This is a genomic window from Xanthomonas sp. D-99 (assembly GCF_017746145.1).
Classification (GTDB): Bacteria; Pseudomonadota; Gammaproteobacteria; order Xanthomonadales; family Xanthomonadaceae; genus Xanthomonas; species Xanthomonas cissicola.
On the sequence record NZ_JAGHWU010000016.1, the window covers coordinates 1 to 19738 of the forward strand.

Genomic DNA, 19738 nt, shown 5'->3' on the forward strand with positions numbered 1-19738 from the left:
TACATAAGGCGATAGTGTCGCGCATCTGCGGTGAGTTGATCAGACCTTCCTTAGTCGATACATCCCACCAAGAAACGAAAAGCCTCGATTTATCACCCTCTACTAGCCCGTCTTGAATTTCGCCGTACGTGGAAACCTTCAACACTTGACGACCGTCGACGCTGGAAAATTCCGTTATACAATGCCCGTCGCCGCTACAGATATTCAACTCTGGCAACTCATCGCAAATAGCACATCGCTTTGGATCCTTGGAGCACACACCTTCGAAGTCATCGCCAACCACGTTTTTTTTGCATTCAGTACTGACAACTGGTTTCCAGTTACCGCCGATAACTTTTTTTCGGAGATCGCCGTAGGACATGCCCTCTTTGAATTCGGTCGACAGTTTAGCAATCTCAACAGATTCCACTGATGATTTTTTTCTTCGCTAGAAACTTCAGTTAAAACCTGGGTTTTACTCAAATCTTGACCAGCAATTACTGCATCGATGACAGCCGAATGGCTTTGCGGTGCGTTTTCTTGGCTGCAAGAGCTAAGAGTTAATAGCGCAACCACTACTCCAGTAAACCTAATATGCCTCGAGAGCCTAACCATATAAACCCAAAATAGAAAAATCAAAATGATGGAAATTTAATTTCCAATTAAAATTGGATTTTTAATGTCAATTAAAATTGGTATTTTTTGAAAAGCGGCTTCGTGCAGTCTTTATATATCACCGAACAACCGGCACCACCATTTTCTCGGCACGTGTTAAGTGCATTACGCGATGCAATCGAAATATTGGCAGCTGAAGAGACGCCGCTCTCTGAAGTACCAGATGCAGAGGATGCCATTGCAACACACTGGTTAAAATAAGTAAAGGTAACGTAGCAGCCCTTAAAGCCTGCAGATTTACATTGATCTATAGCATCTTCTTCTGCAGACTCTTTTGACGTTTGCTCCAATGAAGCCCATGCCTGAGACGTTTCTCTTGAGTTGACAATTGCCCCCCAAGTCTTTATCCACTCCCCTTTAGGTTGAGGAGGGGGAAGCGGAATTTCACCTCTCGATGTACCAGAATCTGGCCCACATTGTGGGCTTCCAGGAGCCACACCGTTGGGGCAAGCCGTTTGTGCATAGGCATTGTTCGCAAGAAACAAAAAAACAAAAATAAAATAGCGCATTAATCCTCCAAAGGATCAGTTAGGAGCCCTGATTATTATTAGCAGCACCACGTGAGCCAGCATTAGCCACAGGAGCATTTAATTCACCACCTGCTCTAGTATTAACTTGCGCTGTATGTTGCACCCTATCGTTAACTTGACTATTTTCACGTTGAGGCTCCGCCGGATGATAAGGCCTACCCGCCCCCGGCTCCTGATTGGCTCGATCCAGCTGACCCAGCGCCGAGTACGCCGTGAACTGACCCAGCGTGCCCTGGAAGAATGCGGCTGCCATCGGCGGTGCGGTGACGATCAAGGTTGTCATGACCAAACCTAGCCCTCCTTGTTGCAATGCCATGCTGCTGATGCCTTCACTGGTGCCTCCGGGAAGGGCGTACTTCACCAGGAACCCCACAGCTACCGCGCCTACCACCTTCGTCGCCAGACTCACCATAAAGCTCAGCACCGCCAACGAGAACACCATGCCTACGCCGTATAACAGCCACTTACTGAACAGCGACTTCGTCGCCTGGAACAGCAGGCACATGATGAACAATGGACCGAAGCCCACAAACAGCGCCATCCCGATCTTGTTCAACAGAAGCAATGAGCCACCCACCACGCCGGGGCCCGCCATCCCTACCCCAGTGAACCAGCGCGCACGGGTCTTCTCGTCGTCGCGCTGTTGGTTGCCGGCTGTCTGGATCTGATCGATGCTCATCATCGCGATCTGCATCAACCCCAGATTCTTGTCGATCGCATCGTAGGGACTTTTCGAATCCCCGGTCACCACTTGGGTAATGGACTGGCTGACACCCTCCGTCAGCGTCCAGTACAGTTTTGACGAACCCTCCGCCATGCTCGTCGCCAGGGCGATGATCAGCGAGGCGCGCAGCGCCGTCACCACCAGACCCATCGCCGCCTCGCGCGACTGGCCGGTCACGATGCGGTAGCCCTGGATCAAAATCCACAGTGTCAACAGCGTGAGGGCCACCATCCCGACCCAAGCCGTGGTGCGTTGTAATAGCGTCCACTGAAAAATATCGATCTCATCGCGCAGGAAATCGTTGATCAGCGAGAAAAACGCGTAATTGCCAAGACTGTTCAGAAAATCCATATGTCACCACATTCCACTATACGGCCAGGCCGTGGAGCACTCACTGCTCCGGGTTCGATTACACGCAAGCCCCGCTACGGCACGCCCATCCTGCGCGTGCCCACACATCATTTGCCCATTTCCAACCGATCCATTCCACTGGGCTTCTCGGATCTGACCGAATCCAACGCCGCCTTCATGGCGACCCCGGCGACCACCGACTTGCCGAACTCGCCCAAGGTGTTGCCCAAACTCTCGAAGAAGCTGCCGATCCCTCCTTGACTGGAGGGATCGCCGGAGGGCGCCTTCTTGCCACGCATCGCCGCCCACGCCTGCGCGTCCTGTTGCTTAGTCAAGAAGCCCAGCCGCGTTTGATACGCAAACATCGCCGACTCCATTTGCTGGCGATCAATATCCATCAGTGTCTTCAGTGCGATCAGCTTGTTGGTGTTGTCCTCCAACTTACCGAGTTCAGTGTCTTTGATCTCTGCGCGCTCTTGTTCAATCTTGCGCAAGCGCTCAAGACGCTTTTTGGTGATGTCGTACATCGCCACCATATAGTTGTACTGCGAATTGCGCGTGCGCTGAATCAGCTCGCACCCTTCTTTCTGCTGGGTCGCCACCGGCGTCCCCGCCGTTGTGCTTGAACAATCGGCAATCCCGTAGTCATCCGGGACCACCTTGATCTCTTCCTTGGGTTTGTCGACTTCTGTCCCGCTGTCCTTGTCTTTGGGCTTTTTGCCTAGCTTCAGTGAATTCTGGATCTCTTTTACTTTGGTGTTGAGGTCCTTGTCGACGACTTCCCACTGCGCGCTGGCGGCTCCGGCCATGCAGAACAGCACCAGCCCCATGAACACGCAAGAAAAATGTCTGAACTTGGTTGCCATGATGTTTTTGCCTCCTGACACAGATGAAGTTGATACGTGGAAAGTGTGCTGCCGATGATGGTGACTATGCATCTTCGACCTCCTTGTCCTTGGCGGACTTGCGCTTGCCCGAGCCCTTGCGGTTGGCATAGAAATCGGCCAACCACTGCTCCGGCGTCAGTTGGTCCACGGTGACGCCAAGCTTGCCGGCCTTGCCCGCCAGAATTTGGTGCATGATTTCGATATTGTCGGTGGACGACGAAATCACCGACAGCGCGTCATCCATGCCGCGCAGGTTGAGCTGGCACACCGCCGAGGCGTGCCCCTGCTTGACCAGGAAACAGCGCGAGCGCTCATCCAACGACACCACCACCTGATATTCGGCGTCGGTGAGCTTGAGCCCTTCCATGTAATCGTCGCGGCTGGCATTGGGGTTCGGCAGCAGGATCATGGTGGCCGTCTGCTCGATCAACGCGGCGGCAATGTCGCTGGCCAGCGCGTCTTCGGGGCTCTGGGTGGCGAAAATCCCTAGGCCGTTCTGCTTACGGATGGTCTTTTGCTTGTTTTTGGCGAATTCCTTCAGGCCACCCTTGCCGTCCAGGATCTTCCAGAACTCGTCCATCACGTAGATCAGCGGACGGCCGTCCATCAGCGCTTCCAGGCGGTGCAGCAGGTAGTTGATCACCGGCACGCGCACTTCGGCGTTGTCGATCACGTCGGTATAGTCGAACCCGATGATCGACGCCCGCGTCAGGTCGATCGTGTCCACCGGATTGTCGAACACCCAACCGAGCGAATTGCCAGCGGTCCAGCGGCGCAGACGCGCATACAGGCCGTCGTCGCCCATGTTGGGCAGACTCTTGCGGAAATTGCTCATGCTGCGCAGGTGCATCGGCGTGTCCAGCATGCCTTCCACAGCACGATAGATGTCTTCTTCCTCACGGGCGCTATATTCGGCCTTGCCGCCCAGCACCTTGATCAACTCGGCCAGGAATTGGGTGTTGGCTTCGTTGCGCTCGCACTGGAAAGGATTGAAGCCAGTCGGCGAACCATTTTCCAGCGCCAGGTAGTTGCCGCCGCACGCGCGCACAAAGATCTCCGCGCCGCGGTCCTTGTCGAAGAAGAGGATGGTCGGAATCGGGTCGAACTTCTGCACCTGGCTCAACAAAAAGTTGATCAGCGCCGTCTTACCGGTACCCGATTTGCCGATCACCATCGTGTTGCCGATGGCTTTCTCTCCCAGGGAGTTTTCGGACGGATGCGTCGCATGGAAGTTGAAGTAGTACGGCTGCCCATTGGTTGTCTGCAGGGTGGTGACGCAGTCGCCCCATGGATTGTTGTGCTGCTTGCCCTGGGCAAAATTGTGCAGCGGCGACAAGCCGAGGAAATTCAGCGAGCTCAGGTTGGCAATGCGCGTACGGAAGCGCCAGTTACCTGGTAGCTGCGAATAAAACGACGAGGCGATCGCAAGATCTTCCTTGGCCGAAACGAAGCCGGCATTGGACAATTCGGCTCGGGTGGTTGCAATCTGCCTAGCCAGCTTCTCCTGGCTGTCGGCATAGACCGCCAATGTAAAATGGTATTCGCCGAGCACGAAGTTTCCTGAAGCAACATCGTCCATCGCGACATCGAGATCGCGAATCTGGGTCGACGATTTGTCGCCTGAAGAAACCATCATCCCCTTGGTGCGTTCCAACACCTTCAGCGCATCGTGTCTGCCTACCGGGCTGAACGAGTGCGTCATGGCGTATTCGAAATCCAGGTACTTCAGGCCATTGAGAATGCCCGGATAGGTTCCATCCGCATATTCCTTGATATTCAAGATGGCGCCAAAGTGATTGATTCCGTCTGGAGTACGAATGACGAAATCACCGGTCTTGTTGGCGAACATGTGCTTACTGACGGGCAAATACGCGGGCACTGGCGCCGGCAGGACCGGCACCGGCTCATCGATGCGATTCAACAGGTAGCCCAGAAACTCCAGCGTTTCGGAGAAAACCACGCCGTTCTTTGCCTCGTACATACCGAGACGGTACGGCGCATAATCCTTGAGCACGGCTTCGACATTGGTAGCCAGTTCGACAACTTTCGCGACAGCCTGTTCTTCCTCGGCGCGAATCTTGTCCGGGTTCGCGGATTTTTCCACTAAGCGACGCCCCGTGACTACCGGCCTGTAAATCATGCTGAAATACAGCTCGTTCTGCATGATCTTTTGCGACGAAAGCGCTGTGTAATATTCGTCAGACAGATTTTGATTGAATGCCTGCTTGAAACGTCCGCCTGCACCGATTCTGCGCCGACGCCGTACATCGTGGACCCAGAATGCAACGTTGGCGAAATCCGGGGCGCGCAGGGTCTGCAGAAGACGGTTAAACGTGTTATGCCGCTGTTCGAGCTCGAACTCGTCTCGCCCCACGAACGGCAAGCCGCCCAGATGCCAGATCAACAGGTAGTCGCCGGCGGTCGTCTTGACGACGGACGGCGCAACATGCGTCGAGATGGAAACAAACTCGCTGATCGGACTGTCTGGGCTGAACATGGTCTTACCAAATTTAGAGAGGAAGCATCACACCAAGCGACCATCGCAAACACCAACCCCACGCGGGTTGTATGCGTGGGGTTGGTAACGGCTACGTGCTCATCGCGATTTTCCCGGGGGATTCTTGCGATATTCATTTGGGCTGAAGACCCACATTCCTGAATAACACTGAAGGTTTCGCGCACGCATTCGGAACAGCCAGCGTAATCCCAGCAGCCTGAAAATCATCTCATCACGCTTGGCCATCTGCTGCATGGCAAAGATGATGACCGGGATGGTCAACAGGTACCAAAGATCGATGTACATCCCCAACAGCAAGCCACCGCCCGCACCAATGAAGAAGGGGATGTAAGGCACCCCTAAAAACATGGCAGGGCGGGTGCATCCGCGGAAGAGTACGTCTTTATGCATAGTATTGGGCGATCTGCATTAGCGAAGCGCCGACTCCCGAGCAGTCCCCAGAACTCGATTCCTTGTTCTGCAGGATCATGTTGGCGATCTGACCGGCGGCGCCAATCAAAACACCACCGATCAGGATGGGAGACACCTCTGAAATGCGCTTGTGTGCGAAGGCAATCTGATAACCCGCCACGATAACTGCGATGGTGACGACCGCGATCGAACCCATGTTCAGCAGCTTGGTCACGTTGTTAAGAAAGCCACAGACACGTGTATCGGTACCACCCAGGCCGTTACTACCCGTGGTCGCGCCAGCACCACCCGCTACCACCAACAATGCGGTAAACACCAATGCCTTGACTGCCTGCGTGCCGACCATTTTGGCGTCGGCGATCGTTTTGTTGTCGATTTCAAACTTCATGTCTAACTCCTTGGGAACAGAGGGGTCCAGCAGCCATATCCTTGGCAATTTCCATCCTAAAAAACGAATGCACTATCCACTTGCGGAACTGTTTGCGGTGCTCGCTGCATAGAAGCGGGTGCAGATTGGTCGATCATCGTCGAAGCCTGCGGGCCGGAGGCTGGTACCGCCACCCCACGCCCCTGCCCTGTTGCCTTCACCACATACAGTTCGTTTTCTGCCGGAGCAGCTGCAGGAGCCACAGGCGCTACCCGACTCGGCAAGGAATACGCTGTTGCAGGCTGGGATAGCATAGGCCCTGGCGGTGAAGCCGCTGTGTGGCTCGCCCCGGTAAACTCCTGAATGCGACGAGACACAATCGCGTCTGCCAATTCGGCTGCAGCCTGTCGCAGGGGGTTTGCGGGCTTCAATTGCACCTGGCGGGTTGGCACGACCGCGATGGGCTCTGCTCCGGAAGACGCTACCGACTGACGAATGGAGGCATAGATCTTCTGCACGTAGCCATGTTTGAAGCCGGTTTCAAAATTTCCGGAGTAGTAGCAGCTAAACGACTTCCCCCAATTGGCGCCAGAACGCGAGTGGCATTCGGCCAGAATCTTTGAGGCAGCGACCAAGTTAGGGCATTTTTCGAATGCCATCTCATAGGTAGCCAAACCGTACTTCTGCAGGTTGTACCGATTGACCTGACCGAGACCCAGCGAAAAGTTATAACCCTTCTGCTCCAGCATCTTCGCTGTGGCGACGGCCTCAGCCAGACCGCGTGGCTCGCGCACCAGGCGTCCACCAACGACACCAATGGCGTAGGGATTACGCGACGACTCGACACGGACAACGTGCTGCATTACCTCGCCGGGGACGGCCAGTCCAGTGCACCCCATCAGTTCCATGCCAGGCAACATGTCAGTACTCCTTCCAAAACCAGATCAAAATCAGAGACGAACTCGATGCCCTAGCCGCCGCGCAGGGTGCGAAGAGGATCGAAATCGATACCCGTGATGAAGCGCCGTCCAGCGTGCGCCTTGATGTGAACCACGATGTCGATGGTCATTCTCAACAGACGTTTGATCACCTCGAACTCCAGACCGGAGCCCTCATTGGAGGCCTTCACCATCAACGCGAGCTGGTCCCAGGTCTGCTCAACACTTCCAGCATGGCAACTGGTGATGGAGCCGGGATGGCCTGACGCACAGTTACGAATGAAGTAGAACGATTCATCACCGCGCAACTCGGCAAGGATGATACGGTCTGGCTTCATACGCAGGCAGGCCTCCATGCAGCTCTTAGCAGTCACGTTGCTGGCGCTTTGACCGCCCTTGGAATAAAGCAGGTGCACAGCGTTGGGCTGACTAATGAATAGCTCCCTGGCGTCCTCAATCGTCACCAGGCGCTCTTCGCTCGGAATATGATTGACCAGCGCCTTCATGAAGGTAGTTTTGCCGCTACCTGTCGCCCCAGCAACAACGACGTTTTTCTTGTAAAGCACGCACTTCTTGAAAAACTCTGCGTAATCGCGCTTGCGGCGCAGCTCAAGCAATTCTTGGTCGTGATCGCTTACATCTGCCGATTGCTCAAGCACTTCGTCGAAGAAACCGTCGTGCTTGTACTGCTCCAGCGACTTTGTGTGCTTCGAAGGAAGTCGGATCGTGATGGACACCTTGCCCGCATCGCAGGCGGGCGGCATGACGAACTGCGCGCGCTGCCCGGTCGGAAACGTCAGCGACACGACAGGATCGGCATCGGTAATGCGTTGCCCGGTGTTACTCTCATTGACGACCGCCGTACAGAACTGCCGAGCGCGGTCGTAGGTGAGGGATGGCACGTCGACTCGCTGCCATCCATGGATTGTTTCCAGGTACAGCTCACCAGGACGATTGATGCAAATTTCGGTCACGTCAGGCGAATTCAGATAGTCCAGAATTCCCAGCACGGAGTACTGGTAATCCAGAAAGTCGTTGGAAATACGCGCTGTCGGGGAGTCATCGATCGTCATGGCAACCATTTCATTCACTTCGGCAGGACAGCCGAGAAATCGACGTCCTTGGCAACGTAGACGTTCAATACCGTTCCTTGGTTGATCGTCAGTGTGGCAGGACGACGTCCTGATTTTTCGACCGCCTGTTCCGCAAGCTGCTGCATGCTGCGTGCGGTATTACTCTCAAACGGTTGCTGGGTAATGATGCCGGAGCCCACGCCAATCGTTGTGGTCTCGGGGCCATATTCTGCCGCTGCGTACTTGAATGCATCGCTCAGCAGACTGATGAACAAGGCTGAAGCAATCTTGTTACCCCAATGCGCGTTGTAGTTGCCCGGATGACCGGAGCTCCCGAGCGTATCGATGCCTGGCCCCATGAGCGTGACATCCAAACCGGTGGGCGTAGTGACGCGGTCCCAGACAACTTGGAGACGATGAGAGGTCGGCTCACCGGCACTGTACTGACCCAGCATCTTGGACCCCTTCGGAAGAAGCAGGTTGTGCCCGTTGATGGAGTAGACCGGTTCGGTGACGATGCACGATGTATAGCCACCGAAATCGGAGATGATGCGAGTCTCCAGGATGCAGCGAATATAGGTACCGCGCACCAGCAGACCGTCCGGGTTGCTGATCGGCTTGGCCAGCGTGACCGGGCCATCTTCCTGAGCAGGTGCAGGCTGTGCCCCAAGTTGACCGGGAACCCCACCGCTATTTGCAGCAGACTCGGCAAGGATGCGACGCTCCAACAGCGTTGGTCCGCGCTGACGCTCCGGTGCGGAGCTGACCTCTTCGCTATTGTCGGTCGGCATTGGCGGCAGTGGCGGCAAACTGGGCTGCTGAGCTAGCGGGACTGGCGCCTGCTCAACCGGCGCAGTCATGCTCTGCGGCAATGCAGGTGCGACCACCGTCTCGGTACGCGGCTTCGGGGGCGCGGAATCCTCCCCGCTTTGCGTCGCTAGCCAGAAGATGGCGAGAATCAAGAGAGCTGCAATGGCTGCAAGAAACACCAGGGCCTTGCGATTAAGTCGCTTGATGTCGCTCGACCTTAAGATCGGCTCATTGGCATCCAGGTCCGGTTCCGCACTGGCCTGCTGGCGCGCGAAGTAAGGATTGTTGCGCTCGTTGTGGTCGCCGTTATGCTGCTCATCGCCGCCATGGTTCTGGATGCGCTCATCAGGGCTGTTTGGAATATTCGAATTCACTTTTGCTTGTTCCTTCGCAGACCGACGACGTTATCGCCATGACGAACCACCAGGAAAGGGTAGGTTCCGTGCACGATCAGAGTATTACCCTCTACCGTCGTATTAACGAGAAAATCTTCGGCGTGCTCTTTCTCGCGAGCGAAGACCGCAGGAAAATTTCCAGTCGGAAAACGCGTCAGATCCATATTGATATAAGTGAATTTACCGTCATCATAGACACGGCTTGGAATCAACCAGGATTTCTTGGTCCGTGTCGCATAATCGTAATCGTAATAGTAGCGACGATCCTTCAAGATCTTGGCATTCAGCAGTGGGCCGTTCTTCGAAGTATCCGCATCCGCGACATTATTGAAGCTTGTGTCCTTCGGGTAGGTAAACACCACCTTATATTGGACACCCGCTTGCTTCGCCTGCTCGAGACGTTGCCAATCTGTTGCCACCACCTTGAGCTCAAGAATATAAGAATGCGTCGCGGTACGAATCATCATGTTCGTATCGACGTCGACATTTTTAGGCTTGAGGTAAAAAACATTCTCTCGCCGCGTGAGCTCCCATCCACCAGTGAAACCGGTGCTGTAATCCAGAATTTTTTCGTTCGGGCTCAGCTCCACCTGAGTGGTGATGCCAAGGCCTGTGCGCACCTGATAGATACGGTCGGGTGCATACTCATACTCTTGTACCACCTGAGCAGCTGCTGACAAGGCACACAGCGCAAGTGGTAGCGCTGACAACAACGCAACCCTATATCGGTTAAAAAGTTTCATCGACCACTTGCTCCATTGACATTCTTGGGCATCCCTTGGGGTTGCATTGCAGGCTGCGCTTGCAGCTGGCCGGCCGGCTGCATTTGATCAGGAAATGCTGGCTGCGCTTGTTGCTGAGGCGCGCCACCTTGTTGCTGCATGCCTTGTTGCAGCGGAACGCCCGCTTGAGGTGCAATGGCGGCACCTGCTGCATTTGGATCGGTCATCCCAGTCATCGGCTGCTGCATGACCTGCTGCTGCACTGCTGCCTGAGGTTGAGCATTGATAACCGCGCCAGCCGCTGGGGCAACGGGCAGCGCGGAGTAATCATTATCTACGCGGTAATCAGTGACGCGGAAACCCAGAGGATTTTCCACCCTCAGGCTATCGCTCATCTCAAGATTATCCTGATAGACGAACCCCATCGTGGCGATCTTGTTGTCCAGTAGCGTCGAAACCGTGGAGTTTTTGTCATAAACGGTTCGCTGGAAGCGCACGGTTGCCCCGGTATATGCCTTCCCGTTGCCGCCAATCAAGGTAATACTCAAAATATTGACGCGAATTGCACGGAGCTTGCCGTACGTATTCAGCGGCCTCGACGGGTTGTTGGCAGAGTGCAGCGCGCGATACTCGCTCACTACATTTGTCGACCCCATCGCCGAGACCGTGTTCCAGTCACGCTGACCAATAATGGAAAGATCAAACGACTCACGCGCAATAATGAAACGCGCGATATTGCTGCGCGCCAGCGCCTCGCTGGTGCTGATTGCTCGACCACCGAAGTTGGGCTCAAGCTTGGCGATGGTGCTAGTGCCCGAATACGCATCTGCCATGACGAGATACGGCACTTTCTCCTTCAGCGGCAGCATGTAGTAGTAGCCACCCGCTGTCATGACGGTGACGAGCATCGACAGGGTCGCCACGATCCAGGCACGCTTTTCGCTGCGGCGCGCGAGGTCGGCAATGCTGACCTCGTAATTCACCGCTTTTTGAACGGCCGCACCTACTTGGGCGGAACCGTCCTTTTCACTGACCTTCTTACGCAACATGTCTAGATCCGTCACCGTGAGGCCTTGTCAGGCCTGAAACTATCGCCGCAACGCGTCGCGGGTACTTGAGAAGGTAGGAATACCGAAGGCTCGATGCCCGAAGGCATCACGCAGACGGCAGCCCTTAGAGCTTGGCGCCAGACGACACCGGCACTGGTTGGACCAGCAACTTGTTGGCAGAAACCGACACCGAAACTCCCTGGGCTGCGTACACGGCACTCAGCTCGGTGGCAGCCTGTTGGACGCTGGTCGTGCTGATTGCGGAAACCGGCCCGATCAAGGTGTAGTCCGATGGCAAGTTGTAGGACAGCTGCATATTGGAATCCGCCGCCCAGCGCTCCAGCATGGTCTTCAGCGTGCCGTCCATGGGCGTGGCCTGATACGTGTACGAGGTGTAGAGCGGGATTTCGGTAGGCGCCTCGTCAAAGTGGTTGACGTGCTTCCAACGACCACCAAAGTCGGGAGCAGGCTTGGTCGCGCACGCGCCTACCAGTGCTGCAGCCACTAGCACCAACGACAGCTTGGACACATACATCGGATTCACTCTGACTTCTCCAACTCATGAGATTTCGGGCTTAACACGGACAGCACTAAGCCTCCGCGCACCAGTGGGTACCGGAGGAAACTTGTTATTGATGCGTTTTTCGCAGTCCTACGACCCGCTGGGTCGCCCCAGTTGCAAGTGTGTGCTGCTGAAAAAATGAATACGCTGACAAACCATCCATAGCCTTACTCCAGTACGGCCCCATCCGGCGCCGCTCCCCTACGACCATCTATCTAAACCGCAGACTCTTGCTAACTTTGCCCTTAACAAGCAGATCCGTCAAGAATTGCGCGCTGGGCCCCGCGCTGCAAACGAGACACAAATCACACTCTGATGATAAGCGTCTTCACTTCGGTTTTCGGCAACAAGCGCGCAGTGAAGTGGCGATCCTCGTAGTAGCGAATCTTGTCGCACTTCACCGGATGCGGGATTCCCTCATACAAGAACACTTCCTTTTCATTGCCCATAGCCTTGAGCTCCTGCGGCAACATCAGCGCCCGGCGCTCTTCTGACACGCTATGGGTGGTCTCCCGCCCTCTGGTGACGTTCTTCTTCTTGATCGTGGTGTAACCCAGCATCTCGGAGTAGTCATTGGCGTCCTGCTGTTCGCGTGGCGCGTAAAGGATCTGCAGGGCGTGATTGGTGATGATGGTGCGTGACAGATCTTTGCCGTAGGTCGCGTCCAGCTGGGCCATGCTCTGGATGATGGGCAGAAGGCGGATGTTGTAGCCGGCCATGTAGGCTACCGCGGTCGCGATGATGTCCACCTTGCCGATCGAGGTGAATTCGTCCATCAGCAGCAGGCACTGATACTTGAGCTCAGGGTTGGATTTGGGAAGTTCGCGGGTGTTGAGGTTGATGATCTGGCTGAAGAGCAGATTGATGATCAGGCGGCTTTCGGCCAGCTTGTTGGGCTGGATGCCAATGTAGATGGTCATCTTCTTCTTGCGAAGGTCCGTGAGCACGAAGTCGTCCGCACTGGTGGCAGCGTCCAGCACCGGATTGATCCACGCATTGAGCGGCTCCTTCAAGGTGCCCATGATCGAGGCGAAGGTCTCATCCGCCTGTGACAGCATGTTGGCAAAGGCCGACTTGGCGTTGCTGCTGAGGAACCGCCGCTCGGACAGCGACTTCAGATATTTCTTGAGATCGGTACCGTCACCCGACGAAAGGCGATAAATCCCGCCCAAAGTGGGTGCCCCTGCCCCACCCGGAAAACCGAGCGAGAGCTCCTCGTCCCAGTTTTCGAACAGGTACAACGCGAACGCCATGAAGGCGTTGCGCGCCTGGCTCACCCAGAACTTCTGGTCGTCGGACCCGTCCGGGTACAACATCGCTGCAATACTCATCAAATCCGAAACGCGAAATGCGGGATCGTTCGATACATAGGTCAACGGATTCCAGCGATGTGTGCGACGGTCTTCGGCGAACGGATTGAACAGGAAGACCTCGTGGCCCTGGCTTGCACGCCAGCCACTGGTCAGGTCGAAGTTCTCCTGCTTGATGTCCAGGACCACGACCGACTCTTGATACTCCAACAGGTTCGGGATGACGACACCGACGCCCTTACCCGAGCGCGTCGGTGCAGCAAGAATCACGAATTGTTGGCCGCTCAATCGCACCAGCTTGCCGTTGAACTTGCCGACGACGATGCCGTTTCCGCTGGGCTTGAACAGCCCATGTTTGGAGAGATCGGCGGCGCCGGCAAAGCGGGCGTCACCGTGCAGGGCGCGCGGCTTGGGCTTGACGATGAGCACAACGGCAATCGCCCAGACCAGCACCGGCAGCCCGAATCCAAGCACGCCCGCAATCTTGATCTTGGTCGCGTAAGGCGCCACTTGGGGCAACCCAAGAGCGCCGAAATAGCGATAGTAGGTGTCCCACCCGTACAGACCGGTGTCGAGCCGCAGCAACAACAGGGTCAGATAGCCGGACAGGCAATATCCAACTAGCACCGCCACCAGCGTGGCAATCGCGATGATTTTGGGTTTGGACATGCGCCCTTCTCCTTAGGCTTGCATCACGATGGCGGGCTAGCGGCGCACGACCGGCTTATGGTCGACAAGATCGGACTTGCGCCCACCACTCTCGCTCTCCACCAGCGAATCGATCCAGACCTTGGCCTGGTCCAGGGACAAATCCGGAGTGATTCGCGTACCCGCCTCGGTCACAACGGCGTATGCCACGACGGCGTCGGGTGCGTACACCTCGTCACGCGTAATCGCCACAACACGGTCCCCCCCCTGGTCAGCACGGTGTGCTGATACTCGTCCATCGCCAGCCTTCCTTTCCGTCAGCGCGGTGGCGATGCTAAAGCAAGACGTGTGACGGCGAAAGCGGTATCGGCTGACTGGGCTGCGGCAGGCAGCGCTGACCCGCAAAACAGCCGCGCTGAACACTTATTTCCCACAGCCGAGGCACTCTCGGTGCGCTTTCGAAGACGCGCACGGGCGGCCGAAGACCTGGACTGCCTACCGCCTTCGCGTGGAAGGCACTGCGATAGCCTGGCTTACCGCACGAAGCGCCCCTTCGCGGTGAACGCACCCACCAGCCCCGGCGCTCAACTGACATCCGGCGACGATCGATCAAGCCACTTTTCAAGATAGAAGGACGAGAGCGGCATCAGTAGTTCACCCGTCAGAGGGGGACGAGGCGCCGCGAGCATCACGCATCATCCGCAACGTATAGATCAGACAGATGGCGCGGCACGATTTGGCACCGCTCGAGCATCGCCGCGTACCTGGCCGGCGACGTTTTGACCGCAGCCAGCCACTTCCATACACCAGTGCCGCGTCTCCGCATCGCCAGTCGATACGCAACGCGCAGCGCAGCAAGGCGGGAATTCCAGTGCAGCAGACCCGAGCTGACAGATGCCAACGCTGCAAGAACTTTTGCGTGGGGTCACGTCGGGGTCAGTGGCAGACGTGCCTGCCGATCTTGAAACCACTCAAGCCCCTGTACCATCTGGACTTAGAGTGGTGGGCGGTACAGGGTTCGAACCTGTGACCCCTACCATGTCAAGGTAGTGCTCTACCGCTGAGCTAACCGCCCGTTTCCTGCGTCAGCATTGCGCTGTGCAGGGCGCGCATTCTAGCGCAGGGATTTAAGGACCACAAGCCCTCCCCGCGCCCCAAGACGTCTCTGCCCTAGCCCAGACTTGCCGCTTTCAACTTCTGGATCTGGTCGCGAATCTGGGCTGCGGCCTCGAACTCCAGATCCTTTGCGTGCTGATACATCTTCTGCTCCAGGCTCTTGAGCTTGCCGGCGATTTCCGCAGGCTTCATGGCACGGTAATCGGGCGTCTCCTCGGCAACCTGGCGTGATTTCGAACGGCCCTTGCCCGACTTCTTCTCGGCCGCATCGTCGCGCGCGCCTTCCATGATGTCGGCGATCGGCCGCTCGACGGATTTCGGTGTGATGCCATGTTCCAGGTTGTACTCGACCTGCTTCTCGCGGCGACGATCGGTCTCGTCGATCGCCGCCTGCATCGAGCGCGTCATCTTGTCGGCATACAGGATGGCCTTGCCGCGCAGATTGCGTGCGGCACGGCCAATGGTCTGGATCAGCGAACCGGTCGACCGCAGGAAGCCTTCCTTGTCGGCATCCAGGATCGCCACCAGCGAGACTTCCGGCATGTCCAAACCCTCGCGCAGCAGATTGATGCCCACGAGCACATCGAACTTGCCCAGACGCAGGTCGCGAATGATTTCCACGCGCTCGACGGTGTCGATATCCGAGTGCAGGTAGCGCACCCGAATCCCGTGTTCGCCCAGGTACTCGGTGAGGTTTTCGGCCATGCGCTTGGTCAACGTGGTCACCAATACACGGTCGCCGAGCTTGATGCGCTCGTGGACCTCGGACATCAGGTCGTCGACCTGCGTGCCGACCGGGCGGATCTCCACGACCGGGTCGATCAACCCGGTCGGGCGCACCACCAACTCCGTGACTTCGCCGGCAGACTCGCGTACCTCGTAAGGACCCGGCGTCGCCGAGACGTAGATGCTGCGCGGCGAACGCGCCTCCCACTCTTCGAAACGCAAGGGGCGGTTGTCCAAGGCGGACGGCAATCGAAAACCGAACTCCACCAGCGTTTCCTTGCGCGAACGGTCGCCCTTGTACATCGCGCCGATCTGCGGAATGGTCACATGCGACTCATCAATGACCAGCAGCGCGTCCGGCGGCAGGTAGTCGAACAAGGTCGGCGGCGGCTCGCCCGGCGCCTTGCCGGTGAGATGCCGCGAGTAGTTCTCGATACCGTTGCAAAAACCCACTTCGGCCATCATTTCCAGATCGAATTGCGTGCGCTGGGCCAAGCGTTGCGCCTCGACCAACTTGTTCTGTGAGTAGAGCTGCTCCAGGCGTTCTTTCAGCTCTTCCTTGATGGTGTCCACCGCACTCAAGGTACGCTCACGCGTCGTGGCGTAATGAGTTTTCGGGTACACGGTGTAGCGCTGCAACTTGCGCAAGGTTTCGCCAGTGAGCGGATCGAACAACGTCAGTTGTTCGATGTCGCCATCGAACAACTCGATGCGCAAGGCTTCGGTATCCGACTCGGCCGGGAACACATCCAACACCTCGCCGCGCACGCGGAAGGCGCCGCGTGTCAGTTCGAACTCGTTGCGGGTGTACTGCAAATCGGTGAGATGGCGGATCAACTGGCGCTGATCGATGTGCTCGCCAACCGACAGGATCAGACGCAGCGATAGGTAGTCCTCCGGCGCGCCAAGGCCATAGATTGCCGACACCGTCGCTACCACCAGCGAATCGCGCCGAGACAGCAGGGTCTTGGTCGCCGACAAGCGCATCTGCTCGATGTGTTCATTGATCGAACTGTCCTTCTCGATGAAGGTGTCCGACGACGGCACATAAGCCTCCGGCTGGTAGTAGTCATAGTAGCTGACGAAGTACTCGACCGCGTTATGCGGGAAGAATGACTTGAACTCGCCGTACAGCTGCGCCGCCAACGTCTTGTTCGGCGCCATCACCAGCGTCGGCTTCTGCACCTGCTGGACCACATTGGCAATGGTGTAGGTCTTGCCCGAGCCCGTTACACCCAACAAGGTCTGCTTGGCCAGCCCGGCCTCGAAGTTGGCGACCAGCTTGTCGATGGCTGCAGGCTGGTCGCCCGCTGGCGAGTAAGGGGATACGAGCTGAAAACGGTCGGTCATGGAGCGCACCTTCGAACGACCAATAAGTATAGCGATGGCGGATGACGGCGATGTTTGCGGTTTCCCTACCTTCTTACGGGCTTTAGGCCGATCGCGGAAACGTCAGCCGCGCCCGATTCTAGGGATCACCGAGAATCGAGGCTTGGCAAGGATATGCACCAACCCCACAAAGGATTCAGCCTCATTGAGTGTTCTATTGCGGTGGCAGCATTTGCGGTGGCGCTATCCATGGCGCTACCGTCCTTAACGGCGTTGCGACGAACGCATCAGGTTCGGTCAACGATGCTTGAGCTTGCTGCACATCTGGCACTGGCAAGGTCGACCTCAATTACCCGTGGGGATCCGGTAGGAATGTGTCCGCGCGAGTCATCAGATGCTTGTGCAGCTGGTCACGATTGGACGCACGGCTGGCTGTTGTTTGCAGATCCGGACGGAAATCGCCGACCCGATGGTGCGCATGACATCATCGCGTCGGGGACAAGCAAGGTTGACGCGAAGATAAGCGTCCGCACCACTTCCGGACGTACGCAGCTGCGCTTTGGCCCACTCGGGACAATGCTGGGGACTAACGTGACCTTCAACGTCTGCCGCGATGGAGGCCTTGAGGGTCAGGTCATCGTCAGCATGACTGGTCGGCTTCGCTCCTTGCGGCCGCGCTTACCTCAACCTTGTCCCTCTTAAGATTTGCGGCGCGACAGGGGGACTTGCACATGCAGCCAAGCCTCCCTATAATTTGCCTCCCCGCCCGAATAGCTCAGCCGGTTAGAGCACTTGACTGTTAATCAGGGGGTCGTTGGTTCGAGTCCAACTTCGGGCGCCAAGACTGAAACCCACGCACATGCGTGGGTTTTTTTGTCGTGAATTTACATCGCGCTGGAAATAGAGAACGCAATCTCGGCGGCGATGAAGCATCCTCGCTTATTCGAGCCGCTCAGAAGTAGAGGTGGCTGGTGATTGCCCATTGCGAGGCGGATGGACGGCAAGCCGCCGAGTGATTGATGTAGTCGTTGGCGGCTGCCAGTCCTCGACCATGCGCCGAATCGCCGAGCTTAGTCAACATGAGGCAGTCCAGCACTTCAGTGCGAAAAATGCGGTTGAAGCGTTCGATATCGGCATTTCTGGGTGGGCTTGCCGGGCTGGATGTGGATCAGGGTGACGCAGTGCTGCTGTGCCCACTGCCCGAGTGCAAGTGCTGAAGAACTCCAGCCCGTCGTCCAGGCGCAGTCGCCTTAGGGCGCCAGCAGTTCGACCAACTCGTCCAGTGCGCGGCTGACCCTTACCGAGGGCGGGCTGGTGTCGATTTCAATCTTCATCCATTCGCGATTGAAGTCATCGTTGATGTTGAAGGTGCGAAAGCGGCGGCCAGACCGCAGGGCATCGGACATGAACTCCGTCGCCCAGGTGTGGTTCGCCGCTTGCAGGATCTCCAGCGGCGCGCGGATGCGATCAGGTAGCTGGCGCTTGCCGCGACGTGGTAGGTCGGGTTTCAGCGCTGTGTAGCCGCCTGGCAAGAGCCTTGCCCCAACCCTGCGGCCGCGCCCACTCCATCAGCGAGCCACAACCGTGTCCGGATTGTCCTTCAGGTGCGCCTGGATTGCGGCTATGAGCGGGCCATCGTCGCGCTGGCGTGGGCAGTAATGCCGTGTAGTTGGGGACTGCTGCAACACCCGATCAGCTCGACGGGCACTGAGGCCCTTAGCGGTTTGCATGGCCATACCTAATTGCAGTCGACGAGTCTGGCTCAATCTTTCGCGACAGAAGGTCCTTGAGCGCGTGATGATCAAGGCAAGCTCGGCATACATCCGCTTCATCCCGGGCCAGCTCGGCTTCCACGTCCTTTAGATGCCGCCATTTGCGGCCCCTCCTTGCCTGCGTATTTTTGGATTCCAGACGTAATAGGTCGGCTCGCTGATTCGTGCTTGCGATAGGTCTCGCCGACCTTTGCACCGGACTCGACCTCTTCGATGATCCGAACCATCCGTTCTTCGGTGAATTTCGACTTCTTAATGCAGAGCTCTGTAGGGAGTAACTCCACTTCCAAGCGGATCGAATTATCGAGACGCCTCAATGTCTATGTTTAGAGCTATACCAGCCACTACACAAAACATCGTCCTAGCCACTGGCTCTACTCGCCTGCACTATCGCGAGACAAAAACGCGCGCAATTACCAACAATCGCTGACAGACGTGGCAGTACCACTTTCTCGGCGCTCGCCCGATTGGAGAATCGAGAGAGCGGCACACTTCGTATCGGCTCTTGCCTGCTGGTTAATTGGCGTGGCAGTGATGGTGTAGCTCCTTCCATCTGCTGAAGGTGCAAGTGCCACCGTATAACTGCTTGCGACCCCTGAATCACACTGCGGCAGCGCTGGCGGAGTGCCGGCATTGTTGTACGACATGTAGGTCGTGTAGTAACGCTCCATATACTGTGCACCGCTCTGTAGACAACTCGTCGCCGCCGAGCGTTTAGCACGCACCACTGCGGCTTGGTAGTTGTACATCGCGATACCAGCTAGGACCGCAATAACAGCGACTACGATCATCAGCTCGATCAAGGTAAAGCCTGCAGACATACGTCGTTTGCCAACAGTTTTCATT

The 19738-nt window shown here is 56.8% G+C and carries 19 protein-coding genes, 2 tRNA genes and 1 pseudogene; 2 read left to right on the forward strand and 20 right to left on the reverse strand.

Going from position 1 to position 19738, the window contains the following annotated elements:
- The 17 genes and pseudogenes from J7360_RS07105 to uvrB all read right to left on the reverse strand — a co-directional run.
- Positions 1-409, reverse strand: a 409-nt coding sequence (locus tag J7360_RS07105; RefSeq protein WP_209033543.1) for a hypothetical protein, incomplete at its 3' end; no start/stop codon positions are given.
- Between the two features lie 256 nt (positions 410-665).
- A complete protein-coding gene (locus tag J7360_RS07110; protein WP_209033545.1) occupies positions 666-1163 on the reverse strand; it encodes a DUF4189 domain-containing protein in 498 nt (165 codons plus the stop codon).
- A 19-nt stretch (positions 1164-1182) separates the two neighbouring features.
- Complete coding sequence (locus J7360_RS07115) at positions 1183-2259, reverse strand: type IV secretion system protein (RefSeq protein ID WP_209033547.1); 1077 nt, start codon at positions 2257-2259, stop codon at positions 1183-1185.
- Between the two features lie 107 nt (positions 2260-2366).
- Positions 2367-3089, reverse strand: a complete 723-nt coding sequence (locus J7360_RS07120) for a hypothetical protein (protein ID WP_033478371.1) — start codon at positions 3087-3089, stop codon at positions 2367-2369.
- Positions 3090-3189: 100 nt separating this feature from the next.
- Entirely contained in the window at positions 3190-5643 is a 2454-nt protein-coding gene (locus J7360_RS07125; protein WP_209033549.1) for a VirB4 family type IV secretion/conjugal transfer ATPase, read from the reverse strand.
- Positions 5644-5742: 99 nt separating this feature from the next.
- Positions 5743-6054 carry a VirB3 family type IV secretion system protein gene (locus tag J7360_RS07130; RefSeq protein WP_209033551.1) on the reverse strand — a complete coding sequence of 104 codons (312 nt, stop codon included), beginning with the start codon at positions 6052-6054 and terminating at the stop codon, positions 5743-5745.
- On the reverse strand, positions 6047-6463 hold the full coding sequence (locus tag J7360_RS07135) for a TrbC/VirB2 family protein (RefSeq protein WP_078566587.1): 417 nt from the start codon (positions 6461-6463) through the stop codon (positions 6047-6049). The genes J7360_RS07130 and J7360_RS07135 overlap by 8 nt, the downstream gene beginning before the upstream one ends.
- A gap of 56 nt (positions 6464-6519) precedes the next feature.
- Positions 6520-7350 carry a lytic transglycosylase domain-containing protein gene (locus J7360_RS07140; RefSeq protein WP_039732210.1) on the reverse strand — a complete coding sequence of 277 codons (831 nt, stop codon included), beginning with the start codon at positions 7348-7350 and terminating at the stop codon, positions 6520-6522.
- A 62-nt stretch (positions 7351-7412) separates the two neighbouring features.
- On the reverse strand, positions 7413-8462 hold the full coding sequence (virB11, locus tag J7360_RS07145) for a P-type DNA transfer ATPase VirB11 (protein WP_005914233.1): 1050 nt from the start codon (positions 8460-8462) through the stop codon (positions 7413-7415).
- Between the two features lie 5 nt (positions 8463-8467).
- On the reverse strand, positions 8468-9637 hold the full coding sequence (locus J7360_RS07150) for a TrbI/VirB10 family protein (protein ID WP_343237344.1): 1170 nt from the start codon (positions 9635-9637) through the stop codon (positions 8468-8470).
- On the reverse strand, positions 9634-10401 hold the full coding sequence (locus J7360_RS07155; RefSeq protein ID WP_005920257.1) for a TrbG/VirB9 family P-type conjugative transfer protein: 768 nt from the start codon (positions 10399-10401) through the stop codon (positions 9634-9636). Before J7360_RS07155 ends, J7360_RS07150 begins: the two co-directional genes overlap by 4 nt.
- Complete coding sequence (locus J7360_RS07160) at positions 10398-11429, reverse strand: type IV secretion system protein (protein ID WP_165785455.1); 1032 nt, start codon at positions 11427-11429, stop codon at positions 10398-10400. The genes J7360_RS07155 and J7360_RS07160 overlap by 4 nt, the downstream gene beginning before the upstream one ends.
- 124 nt (positions 11430-11553) lie before the next feature.
- A complete protein-coding gene (locus J7360_RS07165) occupies positions 11554-11964 on the reverse strand; it encodes a TcpQ domain-containing protein (protein WP_005914237.1) in 411 nt (136 codons plus the stop codon).
- A gap of 332 nt (positions 11965-12296) precedes the next feature.
- Complete coding sequence (locus J7360_RS07170) at positions 12297-13970, reverse strand: type IV secretory system conjugative DNA transfer family protein (protein WP_209033553.1); 1674 nt, start codon at positions 13968-13970, stop codon at positions 12297-12299.
- A gap of 36 nt (positions 13971-14006) precedes the next feature.
- A pseudogene (locus tag J7360_RS07175) lies at positions 14007-14248 on the reverse strand (hypothetical protein).
- Positions 14249-14949: 701 nt separating this feature from the next.
- Positions 14950-15024 (reverse strand) — tRNA-Val (locus tag J7360_RS07180).
- Positions 15025-15119: 95 nt separating this feature from the next.
- Positions 15120-17141 (reverse strand): excinuclease ABC subunit UvrB, encoded by a 2022-nt coding sequence (gene uvrB / locus J7360_RS07185; protein ID WP_007962222.1) that lies wholly within the window; start codon positions 17139-17141, stop codon positions 15120-15122.
- A 153-nt stretch (positions 17142-17294) separates the two neighbouring features.
- Here uvrB and J7360_RS07190 point away from each other — a divergent pair, with 153 nt between their 5' ends.
- Positions 17295-17822 carry a GspH/FimT family pseudopilin gene (locus J7360_RS07190; protein WP_081028028.1) on the forward strand — a complete coding sequence of 176 codons (528 nt, stop codon included), beginning with the start codon at positions 17295-17297 and terminating at the stop codon, positions 17820-17822.
- Between the two features lie 62 nt (positions 17823-17884).
- Positions 17885-17961: transfer RNA gene (locus tag J7360_RS07195), tRNA-Asn, on the forward strand.
- A 111-nt stretch (positions 17962-18072) separates the two neighbouring features.
- On the opposite strand, the gene J7360_RS21595 is transcribed toward J7360_RS07195, so the two are convergent.
- The 3 genes from J7360_RS21595 to J7360_RS07205 all read right to left on the reverse strand — a co-directional run bounded on the left by J7360_RS21595 (position 18073) and on the right by J7360_RS07205 (position 19737).
- Positions 18073-18201, reverse strand: coding sequence for a hypothetical protein (locus J7360_RS21595; RefSeq protein ID WP_254894382.1), 129 nt, complete (start codon positions 18199-18201; stop codon positions 18073-18075).
- Positions 18202-18370: 169 nt separating this feature from the next.
- On the reverse strand, positions 18371-18652 hold the full coding sequence (locus tag J7360_RS07200) for a hypothetical protein (protein WP_139792654.1): 282 nt from the start codon (positions 18650-18652) through the stop codon (positions 18371-18373).
- Positions 18653-19305: 653 nt separating this feature from the next.
- Complete coding sequence (locus J7360_RS07205) at positions 19306-19737, reverse strand: type IV pilin protein (protein WP_209033555.1); 432 nt, start codon at positions 19735-19737, stop codon at positions 19306-19308.
- Position 19738: the final 1 nt, after the last annotated feature.

Bases quoted from the DNA above. Each gene is read 5' to 3' on its own strand.
- J7360_RS07110 (WP_209033545.1), bottom strand. From the start codon at position 1,163: ATGCGCTATTTTATTTTTGTTTTTTTGTTTCTTGCGAACAATGCCTAT.
- J7360_RS07115 (WP_209033547.1), bottom strand. From the start codon at position 2,259: ATGGATTTTCTGAACAGTCTTGGCAATTACGCGTTTTTCTCGCTGATC.
- J7360_RS07120 (WP_033478371.1), bottom strand. From the start codon at position 3,089: ATGGGGCTGGTGCTGTTCTGCATGGCCGGAGCCGCCAGCGCGCAGTGG.
- J7360_RS07125 (WP_209033549.1), bottom strand. From the start codon at position 5,643: ATGTTCAGCCCAGACAGTCCGATCAGCGAGTTTGTTTCCATCTCGACG.
- J7360_RS07130 (WP_209033551.1), bottom strand. From the start codon at position 6,054: ATGCATAAAGACGTACTCTTCCGCGGATGCACCCGCCCTGCCATGTTT.
- J7360_RS07135 (WP_078566587.1), bottom strand. From the start codon at position 6,463: ATGAAGTTTGAAATCGACAACAAAACGATCGCCGACGCCAAAATGGTC.
- J7360_RS07140 (WP_039732210.1), bottom strand. From the start codon at position 7,350: ATGGAACTGATGGGGTGCACTGGACTGGCCGTCCCCGGCGAGGTAATG.
- virB11 (WP_005914233.1), bottom strand. From the start codon at position 8,462: ATGGTTGCCATGACGATCGATGACTCCCCGACAGCGCGTATTTCCAAC.
- J7360_RS07155 (WP_005920257.1), bottom strand. From the start codon at position 10,401: ATGAAACTTTTTAACCGATATAGGGTTGCGTTGTTGTCAGCGCTACCA.
- J7360_RS07160 (WP_165785455.1), bottom strand. From the start codon at position 11,429: ATGTTGCGTAAGAAGGTCAGTGAAAAGGACGGTTCCGCCCAAGTAGGT.
- J7360_RS07165 (WP_005914237.1), bottom strand. From the start codon at position 11,964: ATGTATGTGTCCAAGCTGTCGTTGGTGCTAGTGGCTGCAGCACTGGTA.
- J7360_RS07170 (WP_209033553.1), bottom strand. From the start codon at position 13,970: ATGTCCAAACCCAAAATCATCGCGATTGCCACGCTGGTGGCGGTGCTA.
- uvrB (WP_007962222.1), bottom strand. From the start codon at position 17,141: ATGACCGACCGTTTTCAGCTCGTATCCCCTTACTCGCCAGCGGGCGAC.
- J7360_RS07190 (WP_081028028.1), top strand. From the start codon at position 17,295: ATGCACCAACCCCACAAAGGATTCAGCCTCATTGAGTGTTCTATTGCG.
- J7360_RS21595 (WP_254894382.1), bottom strand. From the start codon at position 18,201: ATGTTGACTAAGCTCGGCGATTCGGCGCATGGTCGAGGACTGGCAGCC.
- J7360_RS07205 (WP_209033555.1), bottom strand. From the start codon at position 19,737: ATGAAAACTGTTGGCAAACGACGTATGTCTGCAGGCTTTACCTTGATC.